The following is a 24698-nucleotide window of genomic DNA, read 5'->3' as shown; positions in this document are numbered from 1 at the left end:
ACGATCACGCTATCGTCGCTGGGTGGACTCCCTGCGCCAGCTGCGGTACTTCGTCGCCGTCGCCGAAGAACTGCATTTCGGGCGGGCGGCCGAACGCCTCGGAATGGCGCAGCCGCCGCTGAGCCAGCGCATTCGCAAACTCGAACAGGATCTCGGCGTCCGGCTCTTCGACCGGGACAGCCGCCGCGTCGAACTCACCGAGGCGGGTCAGATCCTGCTCGTCGAAGCCCGCGATCTGCTGGCCCGCTGGGAGCGCGCGCAACGGCTGGTGGGCAAGGCGCATCGGGGTGAGATCGATGCGCTGCGGGTCGGTGTCCCACCCGAACTGGCCGGACGGGTGCTCGCGGCGATCCTCACCGCATTCGAAAGCCGTGATGTCCGCGTCGATCTACAGGAACTGACCACCGCCGAGCAGATCCGACTGCTCGCCGACCGCCAACTCGATGCCGGACTGCTGCAACATCCCGTCGATGTGGTCGGACTCGAGCTCGGCCCCGAGGTGGAAACACCGCTCGGCGTGGTGCTGCCGCGCGACTCGCCGCTGGCCACGCGCTCCGCGCTCACCCTCGCTGACCTGGCCGGACTCGGCCTGGTGATCTTTCCGCGGGCCGCCGCGCCCGGACTCTACGACGCGACCCTGCGCGCCTGCTGGGAGCACGGCTTCCGGCCCACCCGCGTCCAGCACGCACGCAACCCCGAATTCGTGCTCGGCATGGTGCTTTCCGGCCGCGGCGTCGCCTTCGACCAGGGCATGGTCGCGCAAAAGGAACCGCGCGTCGTCTGGCGACCGCTGACCGATGCACTGAGCTGGCGGCTCTCGCTGGCCTGGCCCGCCGCGGCGCCGCATCCGCTGGTCCGCGACCTGGCCGAGTTGATCGTGACGGTCATCCAGGGCGACGGCGCATCGCGGCCCGCGCCCGCTCAGGAGGTGGCGCAGCGGCCGTGGAATGTCGTATTCGGCAGATCGTGACCGATGCGGTGAATCGCCAGCCGCGCGGCCTCGCCGATCGCATGATCCACCTCGGGCAATCGGGGGGCCAGCGTATCGGCCCTGGTGAATACCGCTACGGCATAACGACTTCCACCGGGATAGGCCACCACTCCGATCTCATTGCGAATCGCGGGCAGTGATCCGGTCTTGCCCCACACCGACACCTCCGAGGGGAAGGCTGCGGCGAGCCGATGCCAGTTGAGCTGCCGGCCCATGAGCTCGCGCACCCACCTGCAGGCGGCAGGATCGCCCGCACGGTCCTGGCCGAGCAGGGTGAGCAGGCGGGTCATATCGCGCGGCGTGCTCGCGGTCGTGCGCAGCGGGTCCATGGCCCGGGTGGCAAGCACTTCCGGCACGCTCAGGGTGGGGAAGCGCCGCGCGAATTCGGCGGTATCGGATGCGCCGATATCCTCCGCCATGGTCTGCACGACATACCTGGGCGAGCCGACGATCCGCGTCTCGGTGAGCCCCAATTCACGCACCAGCGAGCGCACATTGTCCAGGCCGACGCGATCGAAGAGCAGGTCGGCGGCGGTGTTGTCGCTGACGGTCAGTGCGAAGAACGCCGCATCGCGCAAGCTGAATTCGACATCGTCCAGGCATCCGGCGGTGCCGACGCCACCGAGCCGATCCGCCGCGCCCGCCCGCACCCGATCGGTCGGGTCGAGCTGACCGGCGACCACCTGCCGGGCGAACTCCAGCACCAACGGCACCTTCACCACCGACGCCAGCACCACCGGTTCATCGGCGCCGAGCCCCACCTCACCGGCGCAATCGAAACATCGGGCGTGCACCCAACCACGCACACCGGCCTTACGGAAGATCTCCTGCACGACTGCCAAACTTCCACACGGGACAGCTCCGAGTCAGCTTGACTCTCCCGCCGATGGAGGGTTCACGCTCGTCACCGTCCGAGATTTCGATACCGAAGGGCTCACGATGAAACTCGATCTGGCCAAGAGCGACCGGCACTACTACGACGCCACCCGGGAACCCGAACTGCGCACCTTCGACACCTACGGCTATCTGACGGTCACCGGCTTCGGCGCACCAGGCGGCGAGCGGTACACCGGGGCCGTGCAGACGCTGTACCGAACCGCGTACGGCGCCAAGAAGATCGCCAAGGCGGACGGCCAGGATTTCGTGGTGCCGAAGCTGGAGGGCCAGTGGTGGGTGAACTCCGATGAACCGCCGCTGTCGGTGCCGCGCGAGCAGTGGCAGTGGAAGCTGATGATCCGCATGCCCGAGGTGGTCACCGCCGAGATGGTGTCCGGGGCGACGTTCGAGCGGCTGACCGAGGGGGAGGCAATCCAGGTCATGCATATCGGACCGTATGCCACCGAACCGGAGACGCTGGCCAGGATGGAAGCGTTCATGACCGCCGAGGGGTTGCTCATGAACGGCCGCCATCACGAGATCTATCTCTCGGACCCGCGCAAGGACCCCGGCGCGAATACCCGCACGATCCTGCGTCATCCCGTGCGTCGCGCCTGAGATCTACTGCGGGGCAAGCGGTTTACCAGGCTCGCCCGAGATAGCCGAGCAGTCGACGGTGTGCCGGCGCGTCCGCCGGCACCGTGACCTCCTCGTCGAACATCCCCGGCTTGCGGAACCCATCGAGTCCGCCCATGGCGTGCATGGTGGTCAGCAGTTCGGCGCACAATTCGTCATCGGCGAGGTCGGGGCGATCGATGGCCACCGCGATATCGACGCCGTGCGCGACGACTTCGGTGAGATGGACCATGGCGGCCGCCGGGCCGGGGAGCTCGCCGAGTGCGATGCGCACGGTGCCGGTCAGGGCGTCGGGGCGATGCCAGGCGGCGCGGTCCACCTCGGCGGCCGCGGCGAACGCGCCCTGCGGATCGATGCCGAGCCAGTCGTCCTCGAGTCCGGCGCCCGCATCTGTCCCGCTCACCCCGGCCGCGAACCGGTGCATATTGCCGACGGCGTGATTGAGCACCGCATGCACATCCCAATCCTGACACGGCGTCGGCGCCGCGAGCCGGTCGCCGTCGACGGCGGCGATCACGATCGCACCCGTCATATCCAGTGCGCGGTCGATCTGTCCGATCACATTGTCCATGGGCATCCTTCGCTCGAAGCGTCAGCAGAAGAGTTAGCACAACCGGGTGACATCCAAACTCGATCCAACGCCACCCAGATCACCGAATCCAGCACGGCAAGGACCCGAAAGGATTGCGCCGATTCCTTTCCGGATCGAATGCACCGAGATGTGAACGGCCCTATCGAGTTCCGCCCAGCGGTGCGGACCGTCAGCCGATAGGGCCGACGGTCCGCAGTGGCGTATGCGAAATCCGTTATCCGAGAACCGGATAATTGGCGCGGATCACCGACTGCGGGTCACGCGCCCGCTTGATCTCCCGCAACCGCGCCAAGGTCGACGAGTCGAATGCCGCGGCGGCCGTCTCCTCCGGAGTGAGGAAGGTGTACGGCTTGAGCCCGCTGATGTGCGCGCCGATCGCATCGACGATCTCGGCCCGCCGGGCCTTGACCGCCTCGGCGATGTGCGGAAGGCCGAGCCCCAATGCGTAGAGCAGATAGGGCTCGGTGACCGGTCCGCGCGCGCCACCGTCCGCGCCCGCCCTGGCGAATGCGCCGCCGAGATGGCGGATCTGGATATCGACCAGCGGTGCGACCGGCTCGTCGAGCAGGGTCTTGACGACCGCGTCGCCGAGGTCGGTGAGCAGTTCGGCGCGGGACAGGGACGGGCTGGGATCGGTTGGCTCCGCGGTGATTTCGCCGAGATTCGCCACCGACAGCGCGCCGCGCTTATCGGCGAGCGGCCCATCGATCGCGTCCAACCGGGTCAGCAGGGACCGGCCGACCTCGGGATCGCCGAGGTAGGCGACATCCAGCGCGACCATCGGCGGCGCATCCGGGAACTGGAACCGGTGGAACCACACCGACAGTTCCTCGGGTGCGTCGGCGGTGATCTCCTGGAATGCCTCGAAGACCTCCGCCGTACGCGCACCGTGCCACATCACCCGCCCGCCGTAGAGCCCCGGCGCCGGGAAGAGGTCGAATTCGAGCGCGGTCACCACCGCGAAGTCGCCGCCACCGCCACGCAATGCCCAGAACAGCTCCGGATCGTTCGCGGCGGTCACCCGAGCTCGTGCACCCTCGGCGTCGACGATCTCGAAGGCGCGCACCGCATCCGAGGCCCAACCGTGCTTGCGGCCGAACCAGCTGAGCCCGCCGCCGAGGGTGTATCCGGTGACGCCGACCACCGGATTGCTGCCTGCGAGTCCGGTGAGTCCGTGCGCCGCGGCCGCGGCCTGCACCGAGCCCCAGTTCGCGCCCGCGCCGACCTTCGCCACCCGCCGCTCGGCATCGATCTCGACACTGTCCAGTCCCCCGGTGCGCAGCAGTATCGCGTCCGCCACCCCGCCCGCGGCGCCGTGCCCGGTCGGCTGCGCGATCACCGGCACCCCGACTCGACGTGCGTGTGCCACGACCGCCGCGACCTCATCCGCATCGCCGGCCCGCACCACCGCGGCGACCGGCTGGGTGACCGTCAGGGTCCACGACCGCGTCGCCGCCTCGAAGCCCGCGTCACCCGGCACCAGCACCCGGCCGGATAGTTCAGCACGCAGATCCTCGAATGTCATTGGTATTTCCTCACTTCGCAGCTGTGCTCGAAAGCACCTGCGGCCCGTGGATCGTGCCGCGACTAACCCAATGACGAAACAGGAGGAGCAAATGTAACAGCGGCCGCCCGAGATTCTCGGACGGCCGCTGCGAAATCAGGTTTTATCAGGCCCTTCGTCGGAATCGACGTCCTTGTTGTCGAGCCGGGCGATACCGGGTTCGGTGCCCTCGTCGGCCGCCTGATCCGGTTCCGGGTGTTCGGGCTCGAAGGTCGCGGGCAGGCCTTTTATATGCCGGTTCATCGACCGCACCAGCAGGACGGTCCCGGCGAGCAACACCAGGATGATCACCAGTCCGAGCGGTGACGCCTTGCCGAATTCGGGTCCGGTGGGCGTGCCGGGAGATTGCGCGAGAAGAACCAACATCACCGGTGCTCGTCTTCGATACCTGCGAACAGATCGGTCTCCGGCCGCGTGGAGTCGACCCTGGACTTGGCCAGTTCGAACTCCTCGGTCGGCCACAGCCGCTGCTGCATTTCCATCGGGATCGCGAAGAACGCGCCGTTGGGATCGATCTGGGTGGCGTGCGCGCGCAGGGCGTCATCGCGCTGCGGGAAGTACTTGGCGCACTCGATCTGGGTGGTCACCCTGGTCATGCCGTCCGGGCGGCCCTGCCGGTAGGCGCGCGTGCGTTCCAACCACTCCTGCAGCGGAAACGGCTCACCGATCCGCTCGTACTCGGCGGCGAAGACATCCAGGCGTGCCATGGTGAAACCGTGGTCGTAGTAGATCTTCAGCGGCTGCCACGGCTCGCCCGCATCCGGAAAACGATCCGGATCGCCCGCCGCCTCGAACGCGGCCATCGACACCTCGTGGCAGCGGATGTGATCGGGATGCGGGTAGCCGCCGTTCTCGTCATAGGTGGTCATCACATGCGGCTTGAATTCGCGCACCACGCGGACCAGCGCCTCGACGGCTTCGTCCAGCGGGACCAGCGCGAAGCAGCCCTCGGGTAGCGGCGGCAGCGGATCGCCCTCGGGCAGGCCGGAGTCGACGAATCCGAGCCAGGTCTGACGCACACCGAGTGCGGCGGCCGCGGCCTCCATCTCCTCGCGCCGGATCTCATCGATCCGCTCCAAGACGCCGGGGGTGTCCATCGCAGGGTTGAGGATGCTGCCGCGTTCGCCGCCGGTCAGCGTGACGATGAGGACATCGTGGCCCTCGTCGGCATACCGTGCGGTCGTCGCGGCACCCTTGCTGGATTCGTCGTCGGGGTGCGCATGAACCGCCATGAGCCGAAAGCCACTCACGTCTCGTTCACCTCATCAACCACCGTCATACCTCGTACTCTCCGCCGCCGGGGTCCGATCTGCCTGTCCCTATAGTTCCATTCGACAGACTTTTGTTCCGACGTACCCCCCGGAGTGAGACGGCATGAGTGAAACGCCCGGTGACACGCCGATCGACCGACGTGCCGACCGGTACGGAACCACGCCACGCCCGAGGCGCCGCTGGATTCCGTTCGCACTCGGCGCGGTCGTGCTCGCCGCGGGTCTCGGGGTCGCCTACGTCGGCTTTCAGAAGTACGGCCCGGAGGATATCGACGCCGAACAGCTCGGATACACCGTCGTCGACGACTCGACCATCTCGGTCCATCTCAAGGTCACCCGCAAGGATCCGCAGCAGCCGGTGGTGTGTTTCGTCCGCGCGATGGCCAGGGACGGGTCCGAATTGGGCCGCCGCGAGGTGCTGATCGAGCCGTCCGGCAGCGGCACCATCGAGCTGACGACCACCGTGCGCGCCTCCGCCCGACCGGTGTCGAGCAGCGTTTACGGCTGCAGTGATGACGTGCCGAAGTATCTGCGCGCGGGCTGATTCTGGGCAATAGACAACCGAGGCGTCCACAAAATGAACGCCGACCTGCATGTTTGTGATTCATGCTAAAATGGCGTGATACACGGTTCCGGGGCTCGGAGCCGTGTTTGCTGCATTGGCGGCCAGCGCTGTCAGTTCCGGGTGAGTGAGTTTGCCGGACCTGAGGCCTGTCGGGGTTCGATGAACTTCCCCAGGATGGCACTAGCCGTCGGCTGGTGCGTGCCCGCCCCCTGTGGGCACTGCAGCGGATCAGGGAACCCGGCCTCGGCCGGGAACAACTACTAGGGAGTGATCGAGATGACTGAGACGCAAGTGACTTGGCTGACCCCGGAGTCGCACGACAGGCTCAAGGGTGAACTCGACGCGCTCATCGCCAATCGTCCGGTCATCGCCGCCGAGATCAACGAGCGCCGCGAAGAGGGCGACCTCAAGGAAAACGGCGGATATCACGCCGCGCGTGAAGAGCAGGGTCAGCAGGAAGCGCGCATCCGGCAGCTGCAGGAGCTGCTGAACAACGCCAAGGTCGGCGTCGCGCCCACCAAGTCCGGCGTCGCATTGCCGGGTTCGGTCGTCAAGGTCTACTACGACGGTGACGAATCCGACACCGAGACCTTCCTCATCGCGACCCGCGAAGAGGGTCTCAACGATTCCAAGCTCGAGACCTACTCGCCGAATTCGCCGCTCGGTGGCGCGCTCATCGATGCGAAGGTCGGCGACACCCGTGAGTACACGCTGCCCAACGGCAAGACCATGAAGGTCACGCTGGTCAGCGCCGAGCCGTACCACAGCTGATCTCAGGCCTGAAGCCATGAAGAACGGCCGCATCCGGAAAGTACGGATGCGGCCGGTCTTCGTTTCCATTTCTAGTTCGCCAGTGCCTGTTCGACGTCGGCCAGCAGATCGCTGACGTCCTCTATGCCGACCGAGAGCCGGACCAGATCGTCCGGCACTTCGAGCTGCGAGCCCGCGGTGGAGGCATGCGTCATGGCGGCCGGGTGTTCGATCAGCGATTCCACGCCGCCGAGCGATTCGGCGAGGGTGAAGATCTTGGTGCGCGAGCAGAACTCGTGCGCCGCATCTTTGCCGCCGTTGAGCCGCACCGAGATCATGCCGCCGAAGCGTTTCATCTGCTTATCGGCGATGGCGTGGCCCGGATGCTCGGCCAGGCCTGGGTAGATGACCTGTGAGATGGCCGGATGCCTGGTCAGGAATTCGGCAATGGTCTCGGCGTTGTCGCAGTGCCGATCCATCCGCACCGCGAGGGTCTTGGTGCCGCGCAGGGTGAGGTACGCGTCGAACGGGCCGGGCACCGCACCCGCACCGTTCTGCAGGAAGGCGAATGCCGCATCGAGTTGTGGATCGTTGGTGATCAATGCACCACCCACGACATCGGAGTGTCCACCGAGGTACTTGGTGGTCGAATGCGTGACGATATCGGCGCCGAGCAGCAGCGGCTGCTGCAGGTACGGCGTGGCAAAGGTGTTGTCCACCACCAGTTTCGCGCCCGCGACGTGCGCGACCTCGGCCAGCGCCGGAATGTCACCGATGCTCAGCAGCGGGTTGGTGGGGGTTTCGATCCAGATCAGCTTGGTGTTCGGGCGGATCGCCGCGCGCATCTCGTCGATATTGAATACATGCGCGGGCGAATGCTCGATGCCCCACTGGCTGAAGACCTTGTCGATCAGCCGGAAGGTGCCGCCGTAGGCGTCGTCGGGGATGACGATGTGGTCACCGGGGCGCAGCGTCGCCCGCAGCGCACAGTCGGTGGCGGCCATGCCGGAGGCGAATGCGCGTCCGTAGCGGCCCGATTCGAGCGCGGCGAGGTTCGCCTCGAGTGCGGTCCTGGTCGGGTTGCCGGTGCGGCCGTATTCGTAGCCTTCGCGCAACCCGCCCACCCCGTCCTGGGCGAAGGTCGAACTCGCGTAGATGGGCACGTTCACCGCGCCGGTCCGCGCTTCGGGTTCGTATCCCGCGTGCACGGCTCTGGTGGAGAATCCCAGCTCAGCTTTGTTCGTTGTTCGCTCCCTGCGCTCGCTCATGCCTGCGCCTCGCTGACGCTCGGCTCCGGCACGAGCGAGTGCTCGGCAGTATTTATTGTTCGCTCGCTACGCTCGCTCATGGGGTCAGCCTAAACCCGGGCGATCGGCGGGCTATCGGCCGGATCATCTGTAGTGACCCGATCGCGGCTTTCGCGGCGGCGACGGCGGTAGGTTGAGCTCATGCTGAGCGTTGATGAACTATTCGCGATCGATGCCCTGTTGACCGAGGACGAGCGCGAGATCCGCGATACCGTCCGCACGTTCGCGAATCATCGGTTGCGGCCGCAGATCGCGGAATGGTTCGAGGCAGGGACGTTTCCGGCCCGTGAGCTTGCGCCGGAACTCGGCAATGTCGGGTTGCTCGGTATGCACCTGGAGGGCTATGGATGCGCGGGCCTTTCGGCGACCGCCTACGGTCTGGCCTGCCAGGAGCTCGAGGCGGTCGATTCGGGTGTGCGGAGCATGGTTTCGGTGCAGGGTTCACTGGCCATGACCGCGATCCACAAGTTCGGTTCCGAGGAGCACAAGCAGCAGTGGCTGCCGGATATGGCGGCCGGGCGCGCGCTCGGCTGTTTCGGACTCACCGAGCCGGATTTCGGCTCGAATCCCGGTGGCATGCGGACCAGGGCCAAGCGCGACGGCAACGACTGGGTGCTCAACGGCTCCAAAATGTGGATCACCAACGGATCGGTGGCCGATATCGCCGTGGTGTGGGCGCAGACCGAGGACGAGGGCAGGCAGGTGGTGCGCGGCTTCCTGGTCCCGGCGGACGCGCCCGGATTCACCGCGCGAGAGATGCATCACAAGTTGTCGTTGCGCGCGTCGATCACCGCTGAGTTGGACTTCGACGATGTGCGGCTGCCCGCCGATGCGGTGCTGCCGCAGTCACGCGGCCTCAGTTCCCCGCTCGCGTGTCTGAGCGAGGCGCGATTCGGCATTATCTTCGGCGCGCTCGGCGCGGCACGCGACTGTCTGGCCGCGACCATCGAGTACGCGCGGACCAGGGAGGTATTCGACAAGCCGCTGGCGGCCTACCAGCTGACCCAGGCGAAGCTCGCCGATATGGCGCTCGAGTACGGCAAGGGCCAGCTGCTCGCGCTGCAGGTCGGCAGGTTGAAGGATCGCGGCGAAGTGCTGGCCGAGCAGATCAGCGCGGGCAAGTTGAACAGCACCCGGGAGGCCATCGCCATCGCCCGCGAATGCCGAACCATCCTCGGCGCCAACGGCATCACACTGGACTATCCGGTGCTCCGGCACGCGAACAACCTCGAGTCCGTCCTCACATACGAGGGCACAGCCGAGGTCCACCAATTAGTACTAGGAAAAGCCCTCACCGACTCGAATGCATTTCGATAACCGATATGACATGAGAATGCGCTGATGGCGGGGCTTCTCGACATTTGCCGCCATCAGCGCATGGTGACCACCCGTCCAACTCGATGACATCCGCTGACTCAGCCCGGGGCGGTCGTCGGAGGAGGGGTCAGCGCAGGTCGCGGGGGTTGTCGTGGCGCAGGTATTCGCCGGTTCGGGGGAAGTCGCGTTGGTATACATCGCACCTACCAGCAGAATTGCCTATTTGCGAAATATTTGCCTAATTCGGACAATCGGGGCGCAACGGTCAAGCATTCTCCGATACATTCCCAGCCATCGATATGCCAAACCCGCATGCGGCTCAGCCGCGCCGCTATGACCCGCCGATGAAGTTGGCGAATTCCGAAAAGGGTGCGGCAGTTGGGGGAACGCTCGGGTCGGTCCGGACGGCCGCTGTGTGCCGACCACTCGCCACACCCAGATGCCGCGAATCCTGGTGTGCGACCGGTACATTCACCATTGCAGACTGGTCGGCATACTTCACAACGCGAATTGCACCGTGTAGAGAACATTGTTACTGCCGGTCATCGCGGTGCCATCTTGATGTCACCGAATCGGCAAGGGACGAGGCGCAAGCTTTATCGCATCGAAATGTCCGTGGAGGTACACGATGCACGCGCTCTCATCCGACCCCACCTGCCGGTTGCTCTCGAGCCCGTTGGGAGCCAGCCATGTTCGTGCGTAGTAGCAGCCCGATCATCGACGGCGCGCGAGCGCTGCCGGATCAACGCGAATTGGTCGCCGCCTTCGGCGGACATCCGGCCGAGTCGGGGCAAGATCATCCGCTCATTCCGCTGGCACACGCACTCGCCGACCTGCACCGGCAGCGGCACGGCGATCCGCTCGCCACCGCCGGAATCGATTGCCGCCGAGCCGAACTCGTCTCCGCCATCGATACCTGGGTGATTACCCGAGTGCCCCAGCGGCGCTCGACCGCACACATCCGCGCCGAATCCATCGGCGCGACCATGGATCGAATGGCCGCCGCCTACGTGCACGCCAGCCACCTACTGCATACCGCCGAGAAAGTCACCGACGATCGCGTGCACGCGGCCTGGTACCGCCTTGCGCTGCTCGCCGATCAGTGGAGCGACCTTATTATCGGTGCCGCCCAAGTCAATTCGCGCCCCCGCCGATCCGCATGACTGGAACGCGAACACTCAGATAGAGCCTGTGCTCAGGAATCCGAGCAGATCGTGGCGAGTGATCACACCGACGGGTTTGCCGTCCTCGACCACCATCAACGCATCGGTATCCGACAGCGCCTTGGTCGCGGCCGAAATGGGCTCGCCCGAGCCGATCAGCGGGAACGACGGGCTCATGTGCTGAGCGACCGAATCCGTCAACTGCGCACGGCCTTCGAAGACAGCAGACAGCAGATCACGCTCGGTCACGCTGCCCGCGACCTCGCCCGCCATCACCGGCGGCTCGGCACCGACGACCGGCATCTGCGAAACCCCGTACTCGCGCAGGATCTCGATCGCATCGCGCAGGGTCTCCGACGGGTGGGTGTGCACCAGATCCGGCAGCGCACCCGACTTGCCGCGCAGCACATCGCCGACCAGCGGCTCCGCCGCGCCGTCCATCCGATCCCGCAGGAAGCCGTAGGAGCTCATCCACTGGTCGTTGAAGATCTTGGACAGGTAGCCGCGGCCGCCGTCGGGCAGCAGTACGACCACGATCGCATCCGGATCGCGCCGGGCGACCTCGATGGCGGCGATCACCGCCATACCGCAGGAGCCGCCGACCAGCAGGCCCTCCTCGCGCGCGAGCCTGCGGGTCATATCGAAGGAGTCGGCATCGGAGACGGCGATGATCTCGTCCGGCACGGCCGGGTCATAGGCCGAGGGCCAGAAGTCCTCACCGACGCCCTCGACCAGATACGGCCGACCGGTGCCGCCGGAGTACACCGAGCCCTCGGGATCTGCGCCGACGATCTGCACCTTGCCGCCGGAGACTTCCTTCAGATACCGACCGGCGCCGGTGATGGTGCCGCCGGTACCGACACCGGCCACGAAATGGGTGACCTTGCCGTCGGTATCGCGCCAGATCTCCGGGCCGGTGGTCTCGTAGTGGCTGTCCGGGCCGCCCGGGTTGGAGTACTGGTCCGGCTTCCACGCGCCGTCGATCTCGCGGACCAGGCGGTCGGAGACGCTGTAGTAGCTGTCCGGGTGGTCCGGGGGCACCGCGGTCGGGCACACCACGACTTCGGCGCCATAGGCGCGCAGCACGTTGCGCTTGTCCTCGCTCACCTTGTCCGGGCAGACGAATACGCACTGGTAGCCGCGCTGCTGCGCGACCAGCGCAAGCCCGACACCGGTATTGCCGGAGGTCGGCTCGACAATGGTGCCGCCCGGCCGCAGCGCGCCGGAGGCCTCGGCCGCCTCGATCATCTTCACCGCGATGCGGTCCTTGGAGCTACCGCCCGGATTCAGATATTCGATCTTGGCCGCGACAATGCCTGCGTTGGGGCCCACCACCGAGTTCAATCGAACCAGCGGCGTATTGCCGATGAGGTCAACGACGTGATCAGCGATGCGCATGCCCCCTATCGTTGCAGAAGGGGTCGGTATCCGTGCGCGCGCGTCCAGCCCGACAAATCGCACATGACGGCGATCACTTGCCTAGGATCGCAAATATGAAGCAGCCGAACATCGCTCGCGCCGCGACAGTTCTGGCCGGAGCGGCAGTGGCCGCCGGAGTCGTCGGGGCCACCCCCGCACAGGCCGCGACCGTTCAGTTCCCACAGGTGCCGACGCTGGCGCACGGCGGCCTCTGCGGGACGACCATCCGCACCTGGGCCGACACCAGTGCGCAGTGGCCCGGCCGGGCCGTTCTCAATGTGCGCGCGGACCCGGCGGTGGGTCTCGGGCCCGGTGACTATCCGCTGGCTCCGCTGTGCGAGGTCCGCACCACCGTCGCGTGGCGCAATCTGACCACCGGCGCGACGGGCAGCTACGACAACAACGTGGTCACCGGCCTCTACGGCAGCATTCAGTACGCCCTGTTCCAGGACACCGGTCCGGGACGCGTCGAGGTCACCGTCAGCACCGACACCGCGAGCGTCCCCGCGCACGGGTGGTTCGACGTTCCCGGCGAACCGCCGGCCTGAGCCGCGCCACAAGTTCGCTGCCCGTGGTCGCCGCTATACCGCAGGGTCCGTCACGCTACGGACCGAGCTGTCGACGCCGAATCAGGCTTTGCGTCTCATCTCATGTTGCCTCGAACCGCAACAACTGATTTCGTAGGTACATGGGTAACTCATCGGGTACGCCCAGATGCTGTGGCGCACCGAACGACCGGCCCGAAACGCAACTGCCGTGACTACCGACGACCGGCAAAAGATGCGGGGAGGCGGGGGAGTTTGGAAGACGGCGGCAGTGACGGGTGCCGCAACCGTATTGGCCGGTTCCGGCGCCGGCACCGCATGGTGGGCGACGTATCGACTGCTCATGGCACAGGCCGGGGTCGCGCGCGGGGTCATCGGGCGCGATACCTCGAAACCGCCCGAGGCCGACGGCATCTACACCGCGGGCTGCCTCGCGCCGCAACCGTGGCGCACCGGTCTGCATGCCGACGTGCATCTGATGATCTTCGGCGATTCGACCGCGGCCGGGGTCGGCTGCGTATCACCCGAGGAAGTCCTCGGCGTGCGCATCGCGCGCGGCCTCGCCGAGACCACCGGACAGCGAATCCGGTTGAGTACCAAGGCCATATCCGGTGCGACCTCGAAGGGGCTGGCCGGACAGGTCGACGCGATGTTCGTCGCCGGACCGCCGCCGGATGCCGCGGTCATCCTCATCGGCGCCAACGACGTCACCAAGAAGCACTCCATCCGCGCCTCCGCGCACCGGCTCGCCGCCGCGGTGGCCCGCCTGCGCCGTGCCGACAGCATCGTGGTGGTCGGCACTTGTCCGAATCTCGGCACGGTCGTGGCAATTCCGCAGCCGCTGCGGACGGTGGTGCGTAACTGGAGCATCCGCTTGGCCAGGGCCCAATCGGTCGCGACCACGGTGGCCGGTGGCATCCCGGTGGCAATGGGTGACCGGCTCGCCTCGGAGTTCCGTGCCGCACCCGAGCAGCTGTTCTCCGAGGACGGATTCCACCCCTCGGCGGCGGGTTACGGACGGGCGGCCGCGCTGCTACTCCCGGTCCTGATGCAGGCACTCGAGGAGGCGACCCCGGGTTCCCGCCCAACAGGACGCGACGTAGATTCGATTCGAACGCACAAGTAACAAACGGTTCGAAGACCGCGTTTCGGACATCGTCCGGACGCACCATGACCGTCCAACAAAGGAGTCCTCATGCCCGAGGCCGTCATCGTTTCCTACGCTCGCTCGCCGATCGGCCGCGCCGGAAAGGGCTCGCTGGTGAGCATGCGGCCGGATGACCTCGCGGCCCAGATGGTCCGCGCGGCCCTGGACAAGGTTCCCGGCCTCGACCCCACTCAGATCGACGATCTGATCCTGGGCTGCGGCCAGCCCGCCGGTGAGGGCGGTTTCAACATGGCCCGCAACGTGGCCGTGCAACTCGGCTACGACACCCTGCCCGGCGTCACCTTGAACCGCTACTGCTCCTCCTCGCTGCAGACCACCCGGATGGCCTTCCACGCCATCAAGGCCGGTGAGGGCGACGTGTTCATCTCCGCCGGTGTCGAGACCGTGTCGCGGTTCCCGAAGGGCACCGCCGACGGCTGGCCGGACACCCACAACCCGGAGTTCGCCGAGGCCGAGGCCCGCACTGCCAAGCGCGCCGAAGGCGGCGCCGACCTGTGGACCGATCCGCGTTCGGCGGGCATCCTGCCCGACGTCTACATCGCCATGGGCCAGACCGCCGAGAACGTCGCCCAGTACACCGGCATCACCCGTGAAGATCAGGACCATTGGGGCGTGCGCTCGCAGAACCGCGCCGAGGAGGCCATCAAGGCCGGCTTCTTCGAACGGGAGATCACTCCGGTGACCCTGCCCGACGGCACCATCGTCACCACCGACGACGGCCCGCGCGCAGGCACAACCTACGAGAAGATCTCGCAGCTCAAGCCGGTGTTCCGCCCGGACGGCACCATTACCGCCGGTAACGCCTGTCCGCTCAACGACGGTGCGGCCGCGCTGGTCGTCATGAGCGACACCAAGGCCAAGGAACTGGGCCTGACCCCGCTGGCGCGCATTGTCGCCACCGGCGTCTCCGGCCTGTCCCCCGAGATCATGGGCCTCGGCCCGATCGAGGCGGTCCGCAAGACCCTGAAGACCGCCAAGATGAACATCGACGACCTCGACCTGTACGAGATCAACGAGGCATTCGCCGTCCAGGTCCTCGGTTCCGCGCGCGAGCTGAACATGGACCTCGACAAGCTGAATGTGTCCGGTGGCGCCATCGCCCTCGGCCACCCGTTCGGCATGACCGGCGCCCGCATCACCGCCACCCTCATCAACAACCTCCAGACCCACGACAAGCAGTTCGGCCTGGAGACCATGTGCGTCGGCGGCGGCCAGGGCATGGCCATGGTCATCGAGCGCCTGAGCTAGTTTCCGCGGAACGCGAAGGCGGCCACCGGGATTCCGGTGGCCGCCTTCGTGTTGGTGGGCTAGTCGTTGTTGAAGTAGCTCAGCAGGCGCAGGATTTCGATGTAGAGCCAGACCAGGGTGACGGTCAGGCCGAGGGCCACGCCCCAGGCGGCCTTCTCCGGGGCCTGGGCGCGGATGAGCTGGTCGGCGGCGTCGAAGTCGAGCAGGAAGCTGAAGGCGGCGACCGCGATCACGACCAGGCTGAAGACGATGGCGAGCGGGCCGCCGTCACGCAGGCCGAGGCCGCCGTCGATGAAGAAGCTGGCGATCAGGTTGCCGACGATCAGGACCAAGATGCCGATCATCGCGCCGAAGATCATTCGGGTGAAGCGCGGGGTCACGCGGATCGCGCCGGTCTTGTAGACCACGAGCATGCCCGCGAACACGCCGAAGGTGCCGAGCACCGCCTGCGCGATCATGGCACTGCCGCCGACGCCGCCGAATTCGATATTGGTGAACATGAACGACAGCGCGCCGACGAACAGACCCTCGAAGACCGCGTACGAGAGCACGACGACCGGGTTGTCCATCTTCCTGGCGAAGGTCGCGACCAGCACCAGCACGAAGCCGATCAGACCACCGCCGATGACGAACAACGGCGCCAGCGAGGTGTTCGCGTTGGTCAGGCCGTAGGAGATGATCGCCGAGAGCGCGAGCACACCGAGGGTGATGGCGGTTTTGGTGACCACATCGTCGATGGTCATGGCCCGGGTGGCCGGGGCCTGTTGATACTGGGGGTACTGCGGGTACTGACCGGCCTGCTGGGTCATCTGGCCCGCGCCCGCCACCCCTGATCCGAAGTTGGCATAGCCACTGCCCTCTTGCCGAGGAAGTTGACGAAAAACCGGATTGCTAGTGGTGCGCACCGTCGATGCCTTTCTGGAGTCGTGGTCCACGTCGCCGTGGCCGTCAGTCCCGAGCCGTCTCATGCGAGCCGGTCGCTCGATATCCAACTAGGTTGTCCAACGTGTATCGACCCGGCCGAGTTCCCGAGCGACCCTTCGGTACGGACAATTCGGACTCTACTACCGCTGGACGTCGCGCAGTCCACGCACGGATCGCGTCACCGTGAATTTCCGATTGCGGCCGATCACCTCGGTCTGGCCGACCATCCGCTGAACCACGCCGCGATAGTTCAGATGTGAGTTGTAAACCGTCCACAGTTCGCCGCCGGGACGCAGCACCCGACCGGTTTCGGCGAACATCTTGATCGCCGATCCGGTGTGCACGGCGGCGCCGACATGGAACGGCGGATTGCACAGCACCAGATCGGCGCTGTTGTCGGCGGCGCAGGACATGGCGTCGTCGCGTACCACGGTCACCCGATCGGCGACCTCGTTGGCCGCCGCGGTCGCCCGCGCCGACGCCACCGCGGCGGCCGACTGATCGGTGCCGACCACCCGGATGCCAGGCCGCGCCTTGGCCAGCGCGACGGCCAGAATGCCGGTGCCACAACCGAGATCGATGGCATCGCGTGCATCGGGCTTCATCCACTTGAAGTGCTGCAACAGGAATCGGGTTCCGATATCCAATTTGGCGCCGGAGAACGCCGCGCCGTGCGCGACCACGTCGATATCGATATCGTCGATCCGCTCGCGCACCGGAAACGGCGGCGCGGCAACGGGTTTCGGACCGCTCACCAATAGCGTGCGGGACTTCTGCCGTCCCCGGCTCGCGCGCACCTGCGAGAACGATTCGGCCAGTACATCGTTCATGGACTTGGTCAGATATTTGTCGCGCCCGCCCGCGATCACGGTCACCCCGGGATCCGCGTAGCGGGCGATGGCGTCGGCGACCTCGGTCAGTCCGGCGAGCATGCGGGGTAGTCGCAGCAGCACGACCTCGGCGTCGGCGAGCAATTCTTTGGAAAGCGGGTGTGCGGTATAGCGATCCGCGAGACCGAGCGCGCGCGCATTGTTGGCCAACGCGAGTTCACCGGTGAGCAGGTCCTGATGGACACGGATATCGCGCAGATCGTGTCCGGCGATCGCGCCGAGGGTGAGCGCGCCGTAGGCGTCGCCGATCACGGCGATCCGGCCGCTGCCAGCGGCATCGATGGCCTCGGCGGCGACGTCGAGAATCAGCCGGTCGGCGGCATCGACGGCGTAGAGGTTGAGCGCCTCCACATCCGGGTACCGCCGCAGCCGGCCAAGTACGTCCTCGACATCTCCCACACCTCAAGTGTGCTAGATCGTTGCCGATGGATCGCGTCCACCCCGGCATGTCGGCGACACTCCGGTGCCGAACACCGGGTCATCGCAAATCCCCGACGGCGCGAACCGCGGGCAATACCATCAGCCACATGCGTAACAGGATGGTGCTGTTGGTCGCCGCCGCGGCGGCGGTGCTCGTCGGCTGCGGCGACGACGGGTCCAGCCCGAACACCACGACCACCGCGCCGACCACGACCGGCACATTCACTGATGCGCCCGACACCGCACCGCGCGATGCGGGGCCCAAGCGCGGGACTCCGTCCACCGACGCGGGCCTGACCGTGTCCGGCATCCGGATCGGGCACCATGCGGGCTTCGATCGCGTGGTCTACGAACTCGGCGGTGCGGGCACGCCCGGCTGGATCGTGCAATACACCGGGCAGGCCGTCCAGGACGCCAGCGGCAAGGTAGTCGATGTCGCGGGCCGCTCGATTCTGGAGGTGCAGATCACCGGGTCGGCGTATCCGTTCGACAATGGGGTGACGCCGTATTCGGGTCCCGATCCGGCCACCGATCCCAGTGCGCCGGTAGTCGCGGGGGTGTACCGGAGCGGGGTCTTCGAGGGCACCACCCAATCGTTCATCGGGGTGAATGCCGATCGCCCGGTCTTCGGGGTCAGCACCCTGACCAATCCCACTCGGCTGGTCATCGATATCGCGAACGCCTAGCCGGTGCCCGATACGACCAGGGGGTATCAGCGGGCGACGCGGGGTGCTCTCTAGAATGACGCTGTGGTCGAACCGCAGCCGCCTTCGCGCACCACCGGACTCGTCCGGGTGCTCGGTGTATTGGTGCTGCTCGCAGGCATCGTCGCCATGCACGCCGGAGTTTTCGCGGTCGCTCCAGCCCATGACCACCACACGATGGCGACCATGGCGCTGCCCGCCGACCACAACGCTGCCGCCGAACCGGACTGCACCGATGACGGTTGCGGCCACGCACACGGCGGCATGCACGCCTGCGTTTTCATCCTGACCGCCGTCGCGGTCGCCCTGATGCTCGTCCTGCTCTACTGGATCACCCTCGATCGACCGGGTGGCGGTATGTCGGAACCGCGCCAGTGGCGGCCGATACGCGAACGCGCACCACCGTGGACCGTGCTGTCCCTGGCCGAATTGTCGATTCTGCGGATCTGACAGACCCCACCGCGCCCGTACCACGGACGCGGCTGCGACCTGCCCGAAAACCGTTCATTCGCAATTCCTCAGGAGCACAGACATGTTCAGTACCCGTAGCCGAATCACCGTCGCCATCGCCGCGACGACCACCGCCGCAGCGCTTTTCACCGGAGGTTGTGGAAATGACGACTCCATGCCGGGTATGGATCACGGCTCCGCGTCGGTGAGCTCTGGAAAGCCCGCTGCCCGAACCGATTTCAACGACGCGGACGTGACCTTCCTGCAGATGATGTACCCGCACCACGCGCAGGCGGTCGAGATGGCGCGGCTGGTGCCGAGCCGCACCCAGAACGAGCAGGTGCGTGCGCTCGCCGCGGATATCGAGACGGCGCAGTCACCGGAGATGGAGCAGATCACCAAGTTGCTGGAGAGCTTCGGTAAGCCCGCGCCCACCAGCTCTGGCCATGGCGGGCACAACATGGAAATGACGACCAGCATGAACATGCCCGGCACGACCGCAATGCCGGGCATGATGTCGAACGAGCAGATGAACGCGCTGGCAGCGGCTTCCGGCGCCGACTTCGACCGGCAGTGGCTGGAGCTGATGATCGAGCACCACACGGGCGCGATCGCGATGTCGAACACCGAACTCGCCGGCGGCGTCAATCCGGACGCGAAGGCTCTCGCCACCGCCATCGTCGGCGCCCAGCAGGCCGAAATCGGCACCATGCGCGGGATGCTCGGCCAGCGCTGACACCGCGTCGCGGAGCACACCGGGACCATCGCGTTCCGGTGCGCTCCGCACCGACCACGCGGTTCCTGACCAGTGCTCTTTCGGCCGTTCGATATCGGTTGGTCATCGATATCGGTTCGGCAGGCTGACGTCGGCGGCCGCGAACAAGTACGGTCTTTACGTCCGGCTTCCTACGCGCCTCCAGCGGCCGGATCTTCGGAGGGGAAGAGGGGAACCGACATGCGACGACTAGAGCGGACGGGCCTCGTCGCCGCGGCGGCAGCGACCGCGGTGGGGGTCCTGACCATCGGCGCGTGCTCGAAGCAGATCAACGGCAGCGCGCAGGTCAACCAGACCGAACTGGCCGCATACGCCTCCGAGGTCACGGCGTCGTCGGTGGCCGCATCCTCCTCCCGCGCGGCGGCCGCCCAACGTGCGGCAGGCACCGCCTGCGACACCTTCACCAGCGCGAACACCAGCTCGATCCACACCTTCAACGACTACATCGACGCGAGCAACAACAAGGGCGTCAATGATCCGGAGACCAACGCCAAGGCCAATGACGCCGTCACCGCGCTGCGCAATAACGCCCGGACCATCGACTCGAAGCTGACCTCCGACGTGCCGTTGGCCGTCGCCGGCCCGCTGCGCAGCTACCGCGACGACACCAACGCCCTGGCCGACACTCTCGACCGGCGCGCGCCGACCGATACTCTCAATGCCGCGATCGATAAGTTCAACGCCACCAAGAATGTCGCCGAAGACGCCTGTAAAGCCTACTGACGCAGTCTGATTCACGTTCCCACGCACGGTGTCGGCGCGAGCAGCAAGGTGCCGTGCGGCCATGGTTGCGAAGGAACTATGCCGGGGATGAATCAAGCGCCCGGCGGGACGGTCGGCTGCCAGGGGCCGGGCTGCTCCGGGGCGCGCGGCTGTGGACGGCGGCCGCGCCGCTCGAAGAGCACGAGGGCGATACCGGTCAGCGAGGCGGCGATGGCGACGAGCGCGAAGACGAACGCGGTGCCCGGAAAGCCGACCGCCCCGATCACCGCGGCGACGATGGCGACGAGTCCGCCGATGATCAGCAGGACGAACCCGGGCCAATTTCTGGCGTCCGCCAAGGTGATTCCCGGCTGCGGCTCGGTCGCGCGGGCGATATCCGGAGCGTCGTCGAGCGGGGGAATCTCCCACGGCCCTTCCGCTGTCATGGTGGTACCTCACATTTCGCTGTCAGGCCGGGTGCTTATGCCTGATGCCTATTAGGTGCCCCCGATGCGACGATCCGAAACAGGCAGGTGGGCTGGCCGACGGCACGAGCAGACGGATGGCAACCTCATGAGGTCAGCGACTCTGGAAGGCGGTGCGGTAGGTGTGCGGGCTGGTGCCGACCACCCGTTTGAAGCGGTCGCGGAAGGCGGTGGGCGAACCGAAGCCGACCTGGGTGGCGATGCGGTCGACCGGATGGTCGGTGGCTTCGAGCAGATATTGGGCCTGGCGGATGCGGGCGCGGTGCAGCCACTGCAGCGGGGTGGTGCCGGTCTGTTCGCGGAAGCGGCGGTTGAGGGTGCGTGGACTCATACCCGCCTGGGCCGCAACATCTTCCAGGGTGAGCGCGTTCGCGGCGTGCTCCTCCAGCCAGCGCAGCAACGGTTCCATCGACGCACCCTGCGGCGTCGGCGGCTGGTCGTGCACGATGAATTGCGCCTGTCCCCCTTCGCGTTCCAATGGCATGACCGCGAGGCGGGCGGCATCGGCGGCGACGGCCGAACCGTGATCGCGCCGAATCATGTGCAGGCACAGGTCGATTCCGGCGGCGGCACCGGCGGAGGTGAGGAATTGTCCGTTGTCGACGTAGAGCACATCGGGGTCGACATCGATGGCCGGGTAGCGGGCGGCGAGGGTCGAGGCGGCGAGCCAGTGCGTGGTGGCGCGCAGCCCGTCGAGCAGACCGGTGGCGGCGAGGATGAAGGCGCCGACGCAGATCGAGGCGATGCGAGTGCCATCGGCGGCCGCCGCGCGCAGTGCCTCGATGACATCGTCCGGGACCGCACCGGCGGGGTCCGCGCAGCCGGGAAGCACGATCGTGTCCGCCTCCGCCAGCGCCTCCAGCCCCCAGCGCGCCTTGATGGTGAACAGTTCGGTCTCGACGGTCGGCGTGGCCGCGCAGACGCGAACCCGGTAGGCGGGGCGGCCGTCGGGTAGGCGGCTGCGGGTGAAGGATTCGATCGGCGTGGCAAGGTCGAAGGGCAGCACCTGGTCCAGCGCGAGGACGGCCACGGTATGCATGTCGCTACCGTAGGTGATCGCGAGATTCCAGCCAATGGGTGTGACCTGCGGCACTCCTGATCCTTGCAGATCAGAGTAGCTGGCGAGAATCCGTTGACATATGGCAATTCCGCCAATTCCCGCACCGCTCGTCGATCACTACCGTCGGCAGCACCGACACGATGAAGGAGCTCACACGGTGCTGGCCCAGTTCGTATTGTTCGACGGATTCGATCCCCCGATGATCCCCACCCGCAGCCGTGGCACGGCCTGGCGCAACTCGGGCCACGCCCCCGCCATCTGAGCGCCGACCATGACGAAACTTCTACTCTCCCTACATGTGCTGGCGGCCATTATCGCCATCGGCCCGGTAACGGTGGCGGCCAGTATGTTCCCCGCCACCGTCCGCCAGGTCCAGACCGACCCACATCGATTGGCCATCGCACGCAACCTGCACCGCATCTGCCGTGTCTACGCCACCATCGGCCTCGCCGTTCCGGTCTTCGGGCTGGCCACCGCCGCCGGCCTCGGCGTCCTCACCGATACTTGGCTCACCGTATCCATTGCCCTGACCGGTGTGGCCGCCGGAATCCTCGCGCTGGCGATCCTGCCCGACCAATCCCGAATCCTCGCCGCCTTGCCGCAGACCATCCCCGCCACCGCCCAATTGGCCATGCTCACCGGCATCTTCAACCTCCTGTGGGCGGTGGTCACCGTCCTCATGATCGTCCGCCCCGGCTCGACGACCGGGGCGTGACCAAAGATTCAGTGCGGCAGTGGGTTTCCGGGTACGAGGACGACTTTGCCAGTGACGGTGCCGGATTCGGCGAGCTCCATCGCGCGGGCGGCCTCGGTCAGCGGAATACGAGCGGCCACCTGCGCACGCAAGCTGCCCGCCGCGGCCAACTCGAATACCGCGCCGAGATCCGCCGCGATCTCGGCGCGGAACCGGGTGCGTTTGCGCCGGCCCGCCCAAATGTTGAAGAAGTGCGCATTCCGCTTGTTGGGCAATAGGTTCCACCAAATCAACCGGCCCACAAGCGCGAGCACCGGGAGGCGCGAGTTGCCCGGATCGTCTTTGGTGGATGCGGTGCCGTAGGAGACCAGCGTGCCGTGCGGTGCGAGCAGGCGGAACGAGTCGACGATGCCGGGGCCGCCGACATGATCGAAGACGGCGTCGACCCCGCTCGGCGCAAGCGCTCGAACCTGCGCCGCCACGTCGCCGCGATAGTCGATCGCCTCCGCGCCCAGCGCCGCTACGGCCTCGGCATGCCGTGCGGACGCCGTGCCGATTACTCGGATACCGGCGTGACGGGCCAGCTGCACCAGCGTCGAGCCGACGCCGCCGTTGGCGCCGTGTACCAGAATGGTCTGACCTGCGCGAACCTTGGCGATGCGATGGAGCATCTGCCATGCGGTAATGCCGTTCACGACGAAGGTCTCGGCCGCGGCGGGATCCAGGCCATCGGGGACCGGAACCAGATCCGCAGCGGCCAGCACGATATGACTCGACCAACCGCCGATCTTGGTCAGTGCGGCGACGCGTCGTCCGAGCAGTGCAGGATCGACCCCGGGGCCGATCGCGGTCACCGTGCCGACCAGGTCATAGCCGGGCACGAACGGGAAGGGCGGCTGGTCGTAGTACTTCGCGCGGCGCATCTGTTGTTCGGCGAAGGAGACGCCACTTGCCTCGACGGCGATCATGGCCTCACCGTCGGTCGGCGCGGGCAGTTCACGGTGGGTGACCTGCAAGCCCGTCGGGTCGACCGGTCCGGGCAGCAGAATCTGGATTGCCTGGGTGTTCATGGTTTGCCTCTCGACGCAGAGTGAGTGATCGAACAGTCACTCTATGGTTGAAAAAAGTGCCCCCGCAGGGGCGACGGTCGTTGAACAACTACCCCTCACGTCGTCGGATCGACATGCCGAATACCAGCACTCAGCATTCGCGCCCAGCCGGCATCGAGGCTGTCGAGTCCGAGCGTGGTGATGAGATGACAGAGTTGGCCGTAGGCAATGAAGCGCTGCACCGCCGCATCATCGGCACCGGAGCGCGTCTTCGCGAAGGTCGTCACACGCTCGAGCCCACGGCGCACCGCCTCGGCGACCTCCGGAATATCGACCGCCGATTGCGCATGCACCTGCAGCAGCAACAGGTTTCGATCGGCGATCAACTCCGCATAAGCTGCGCCCATTTCGTGCAGGATGGCATCGGGTTCGGCACTATCGGCCCGCGCGGCGCCCGCGGACAGCGCTCGCTCCACCAGCTCGTAGCACCGGTCCAGCGCCGCGATGAACAGCGCGATCTTGCCGGGAAACAACTTGAATACGTAGGCGGGCGAGATATTCGCCCGCGCCGCAACGGTATTGATAGGCGTCGCGCGGTATCCGGTCTGCGCGAATTCGGCGATCGCGGCATCGACCACCGCCTCGCGCCGGATCTCCGACGTAGAAAGGACAACACCGCGTCTACTCATGTGAGTGACTATACACTCACTCTCTCCGCTGCTGTCAACCCTCACCTGTCGTCAGACCAGCGCTGAACCCAAACCTGAAGTGGCCCAAGGGCTTCGACCAGATCGACGCCATCGGCGGCGAGGCGGTAGCCGTTCGAATCGGTCTCCACAATGTTCACCTCACGCAATTCGCGCAGCCGGTCGTTCAGGACGCTGGCCGACACACCGCCGGTCAGACTCTGCAATTCACGGAAGGTGACGCTCGCACCGTCCCGCAATTCCCACAGCACCCGCAACGTCCAGCGCCGTCCGAGCAGATCCAGCAGCGTCATGATCGGGCGGCCGGTGCGCGATCCGCGCACGGGCTTGCCTGCCAGCGGCGCCTTGCTTGCTTCGGATTCCGAAGCTACCATCGGCATCGTCCTTGCTCTGTTTTTCGAAGCATGACGACAAGTCTAGCGAGGT

Annotated in this window: 28 protein-coding genes; 14 read left to right on the top strand and 14 right to left on the bottom strand. The window is 66.6% G+C overall.

Features of this window, described 5'->3' with window-relative positions:
- The first annotated feature begins 22 nt into the window (after positions 1-22).
- Positions 23-970, top strand: coding sequence for a LysR substrate-binding domain-containing protein (locus ACQPYR_RS06915; protein WP_433628949.1), 948 nt, complete (start codon positions 23-25; stop codon positions 968-970).
- Here ACQPYR_RS06915 and ACQPYR_RS06910 read toward each other — a convergent pair.
- Complete coding sequence (locus ACQPYR_RS06910) at positions 922-1824, bottom strand: serine hydrolase (protein WP_433635039.1); 903 nt, start codon at positions 1822-1824, stop codon at positions 922-924. The two genes, ACQPYR_RS06915 and ACQPYR_RS06910, sit on opposite strands and share 49 nt — an antisense overlap.
- 106 nt (positions 1825-1930) lie before the next feature.
- On the opposite strand from ACQPYR_RS06910, the gene ACQPYR_RS06905 reads away from it, so the two are divergent.
- Entirely contained in the window at positions 1931-2485 is a 555-nt protein-coding gene (locus ACQPYR_RS06905; RefSeq protein ID WP_433628947.1) for a GyrI-like domain-containing protein, read from the top strand.
- A 22-nt stretch (positions 2486-2507) separates the two neighbouring features.
- Here the strand turns inward: ACQPYR_RS06905 and ACQPYR_RS06900 are convergent, their stop codons facing one another.
- From ACQPYR_RS06900 to mca, 4 genes are all read right to left on the bottom strand, one after another.
- A complete protein-coding gene (locus ACQPYR_RS06900; protein WP_387296200.1) occupies positions 2508-3074 on the bottom strand; it encodes a TIGR03086 family metal-binding protein in 567 nt (188 codons plus the stop codon).
- 235 nt (positions 3075-3309) lie between these two features.
- Positions 3310-4620, bottom strand: coding sequence for an FAD-binding oxidoreductase (locus ACQPYR_RS06895; RefSeq protein ID WP_433628944.1), 1311 nt, complete (start codon positions 4618-4620; stop codon positions 3310-3312).
- Between the two features lie 135 nt (positions 4621-4755).
- Positions 4756-5025 (bottom strand): hypothetical protein, encoded by a 270-nt coding sequence (locus tag ACQPYR_RS06890; protein ID WP_433635038.1) that lies wholly within the window; start codon positions 5023-5025, stop codon positions 4756-4758.
- Positions 5025-5891, bottom strand: a complete 867-nt coding sequence (gene mca / locus ACQPYR_RS06885; RefSeq protein ID WP_387296285.1) for a mycothiol conjugate amidase Mca — start codon at positions 5889-5891, stop codon at positions 5025-5027. The genes ACQPYR_RS06890 and mca overlap by 1 nt, the downstream gene beginning before the upstream one ends.
- Before the next feature lie 142 nt (positions 5892-6033).
- Between mca and ACQPYR_RS06880 the strand changes: the two genes are divergently transcribed.
- The gene (locus ACQPYR_RS06880) at positions 6034-6474 is read left to right on the top strand and encodes a DUF4307 domain-containing protein (RefSeq protein ID WP_433628943.1); all 441 of its coding nucleotides are present in this window, start codon (positions 6034-6036) and stop codon (positions 6472-6474) included.
- 297 nt (positions 6475-6771) lie between these two features.
- On the top strand, positions 6772-7266 hold the full coding sequence (gene greA, locus ACQPYR_RS06875; RefSeq protein ID WP_040695247.1) for a transcription elongation factor GreA: 495 nt from the start codon (positions 6772-6774) through the stop codon (positions 7264-7266).
- Positions 7267-7337: 71 nt separating this feature from the next.
- Here greA and ACQPYR_RS06870 read toward each other — a convergent pair whose 3' ends face one another.
- Complete coding sequence (locus ACQPYR_RS06870; RefSeq protein ID WP_433628941.1) at positions 7338-8513, bottom strand: cystathionine gamma-synthase; 1176 nt, start codon at positions 8511-8513, stop codon at positions 7338-7340.
- A gap of 180 nt (positions 8514-8693) precedes the next feature.
- Here ACQPYR_RS06870 and ACQPYR_RS06865 point away from each other — a divergent pair, with 180 nt between their 5' ends.
- Both ACQPYR_RS06865 and ACQPYR_RS06860 read left to right on the top strand, forming a co-directional pair.
- On the top strand, positions 8694-9869 hold the full coding sequence (locus ACQPYR_RS06865; RefSeq protein WP_433628939.1) for an acyl-CoA dehydrogenase family protein: 1176 nt from the start codon (positions 8694-8696) through the stop codon (positions 9867-9869).
- 689 nt (positions 9870-10558) lie between these two features.
- On the top strand, positions 10559-11032 hold the full coding sequence (locus ACQPYR_RS06860) for a DUF4254 domain-containing protein (RefSeq protein ID WP_433628936.1): 474 nt from the start codon (positions 10559-10561) through the stop codon (positions 11030-11032).
- Between the two features lie 15 nt (positions 11033-11047).
- On the opposite strand, the gene ACQPYR_RS06855 is transcribed toward ACQPYR_RS06860, so the two are convergent.
- The gene (locus ACQPYR_RS06855) at positions 11048-12430 is read right to left on the bottom strand and encodes a cystathionine beta-synthase (protein ID WP_063036535.1); all 1383 of its coding nucleotides are present in this window, start codon (positions 12428-12430) and stop codon (positions 11048-11050) included.
- Positions 12431-12525: 95 nt separating this feature from the next.
- Here ACQPYR_RS06855 and ACQPYR_RS06850 point away from each other — a divergent pair, with 95 nt between their 5' ends.
- The 3 genes from ACQPYR_RS06850 to ACQPYR_RS06840 all read left to right on the top strand — a co-directional run bounded on the left by ACQPYR_RS06850 (position 12526) and on the right by ACQPYR_RS06840 (position 15412).
- The gene (locus tag ACQPYR_RS06850) at positions 12526-12999 is read left to right on the top strand and encodes a hypothetical protein (protein WP_433628933.1); all 474 of its coding nucleotides are present in this window, start codon (positions 12526-12528) and stop codon (positions 12997-12999) included.
- 232 nt (positions 13000-13231) lie between these two features.
- Entirely contained in the window at positions 13232-14122 is an 891-nt protein-coding gene (locus ACQPYR_RS06845) for an SGNH/GDSL hydrolase family protein (RefSeq protein WP_433635037.1), read from the top strand.
- A 69-nt stretch (positions 14123-14191) separates the two neighbouring features.
- Entirely contained in the window at positions 14192-15412 is a 1221-nt protein-coding gene (locus ACQPYR_RS06840) for an acetyl-CoA C-acetyltransferase (protein WP_433628931.1), read from the top strand.
- Between the two features lie 59 nt (positions 15413-15471).
- On the opposite strand, the gene ACQPYR_RS06835 is transcribed toward ACQPYR_RS06840, so the two are convergent.
- The gene (locus tag ACQPYR_RS06835; RefSeq protein WP_387296224.1) at positions 15472-16317 is read right to left on the bottom strand and encodes a Bax inhibitor-1/YccA family protein; all 846 of its coding nucleotides are present in this window, start codon (positions 16315-16317) and stop codon (positions 15472-15474) included.
- Positions 16318-16476: 159 nt separating this feature from the next.
- Positions 16477-17625: a methyltransferase gene (locus tag ACQPYR_RS06830; protein WP_433628928.1), complete on the bottom strand. Its 1149-nt coding sequence runs from the start codon at positions 17623-17625 to the stop codon at positions 16477-16479.
- A gap of 128 nt (positions 17626-17753) precedes the next feature.
- On the opposite strand from ACQPYR_RS06830, the gene ACQPYR_RS06825 reads away from it, so the two are divergent.
- The 4 genes from ACQPYR_RS06825 (at position 17754) to ACQPYR_RS06810 (ending at position 20298) form a co-directional block, all read left to right on the top strand.
- The gene (locus tag ACQPYR_RS06825; RefSeq protein WP_433628926.1) at positions 17754-18332 is read left to right on the top strand and encodes an AMIN-like domain-containing (lipo)protein; all 579 of its coding nucleotides are present in this window, start codon (positions 17754-17756) and stop codon (positions 18330-18332) included.
- 63 nt (positions 18333-18395) lie between these two features.
- Positions 18396-18800 (top strand): DUF6153 family protein, encoded by a 405-nt coding sequence (locus tag ACQPYR_RS06820; protein ID WP_433628923.1) that lies wholly within the window; start codon positions 18396-18398, stop codon positions 18798-18800.
- Positions 18801-19053: 253 nt separating this feature from the next.
- A complete protein-coding gene (locus ACQPYR_RS06815) occupies positions 19054-19536 on the top strand; it encodes a DUF305 domain-containing protein (protein WP_433628921.1) in 483 nt (160 codons plus the stop codon).
- Between the two features lie 219 nt (positions 19537-19755).
- Positions 19756-20298 (top strand): hypothetical protein, encoded by a 543-nt coding sequence (locus tag ACQPYR_RS06810; protein ID WP_433628918.1) that lies wholly within the window; start codon positions 19756-19758, stop codon positions 20296-20298.
- Positions 20299-20390: 92 nt separating this feature from the next.
- Here the strand turns inward: ACQPYR_RS06810 and ACQPYR_RS06805 are convergent, their stop codons facing one another.
- Positions 20391-20723 carry a hypothetical protein gene (locus ACQPYR_RS06805; protein WP_433628915.1) on the bottom strand — a complete coding sequence of 111 codons (333 nt, stop codon included), beginning with the start codon at positions 20721-20723 and terminating at the stop codon, positions 20391-20393.
- Between the two features lie 133 nt (positions 20724-20856).
- Positions 20857-21801, bottom strand: a complete 945-nt coding sequence (locus tag ACQPYR_RS06800) for a GlxA family transcriptional regulator (protein WP_433635036.1) — start codon at positions 21799-21801, stop codon at positions 20857-20859.
- Positions 21802-22093: 292 nt separating this feature from the next.
- Between ACQPYR_RS06800 and ACQPYR_RS06795 the strand changes: the two genes are divergently transcribed.
- Positions 22094-22537, top strand: a complete 444-nt coding sequence (locus ACQPYR_RS06795) for a hypothetical protein (protein ID WP_433628913.1) — start codon at positions 22094-22096, stop codon at positions 22535-22537.
- 8 nt (positions 22538-22545) lie between these two features.
- Here the strand turns inward: ACQPYR_RS06795 and ACQPYR_RS06790 are convergent, their stop codons facing one another.
- The 3 genes from ACQPYR_RS06790 to ACQPYR_RS06780 all read right to left on the bottom strand — a co-directional run bounded on the left by ACQPYR_RS06790 (position 22546) and on the right by ACQPYR_RS06780 (position 24646).
- Positions 22546-23586, bottom strand: a complete 1041-nt coding sequence (locus tag ACQPYR_RS06790) for a medium chain dehydrogenase/reductase family protein (protein ID WP_433628910.1) — start codon at positions 23584-23586, stop codon at positions 22546-22548.
- A gap of 95 nt (positions 23587-23681) precedes the next feature.
- Positions 23682-24254: a TetR/AcrR family transcriptional regulator gene (locus ACQPYR_RS06785; RefSeq protein ID WP_433628908.1), complete on the bottom strand. Its 573-nt coding sequence runs from the start codon at positions 24252-24254 to the stop codon at positions 23682-23684.
- Between the two features lie 41 nt (positions 24255-24295).
- Positions 24296-24646: a winged helix-turn-helix transcriptional regulator gene (locus tag ACQPYR_RS06780; RefSeq protein ID WP_433628905.1), complete on the bottom strand. Its 351-nt coding sequence runs from the start codon at positions 24644-24646 to the stop codon at positions 24296-24298.
- Positions 24647-24698 lie beyond the last annotated feature (52 nt).

The sequence above is a fragment of the Nocardia sp. CA-120079 genome (assembly GCF_050955745.1).
Taxonomy (GTDB): Bacteria; Actinomycetota; Actinomycetes; order Mycobacteriales; family Mycobacteriaceae; genus Nocardia.
This window is presented reverse-complemented; position numbering and strand designations above follow the sequence as displayed.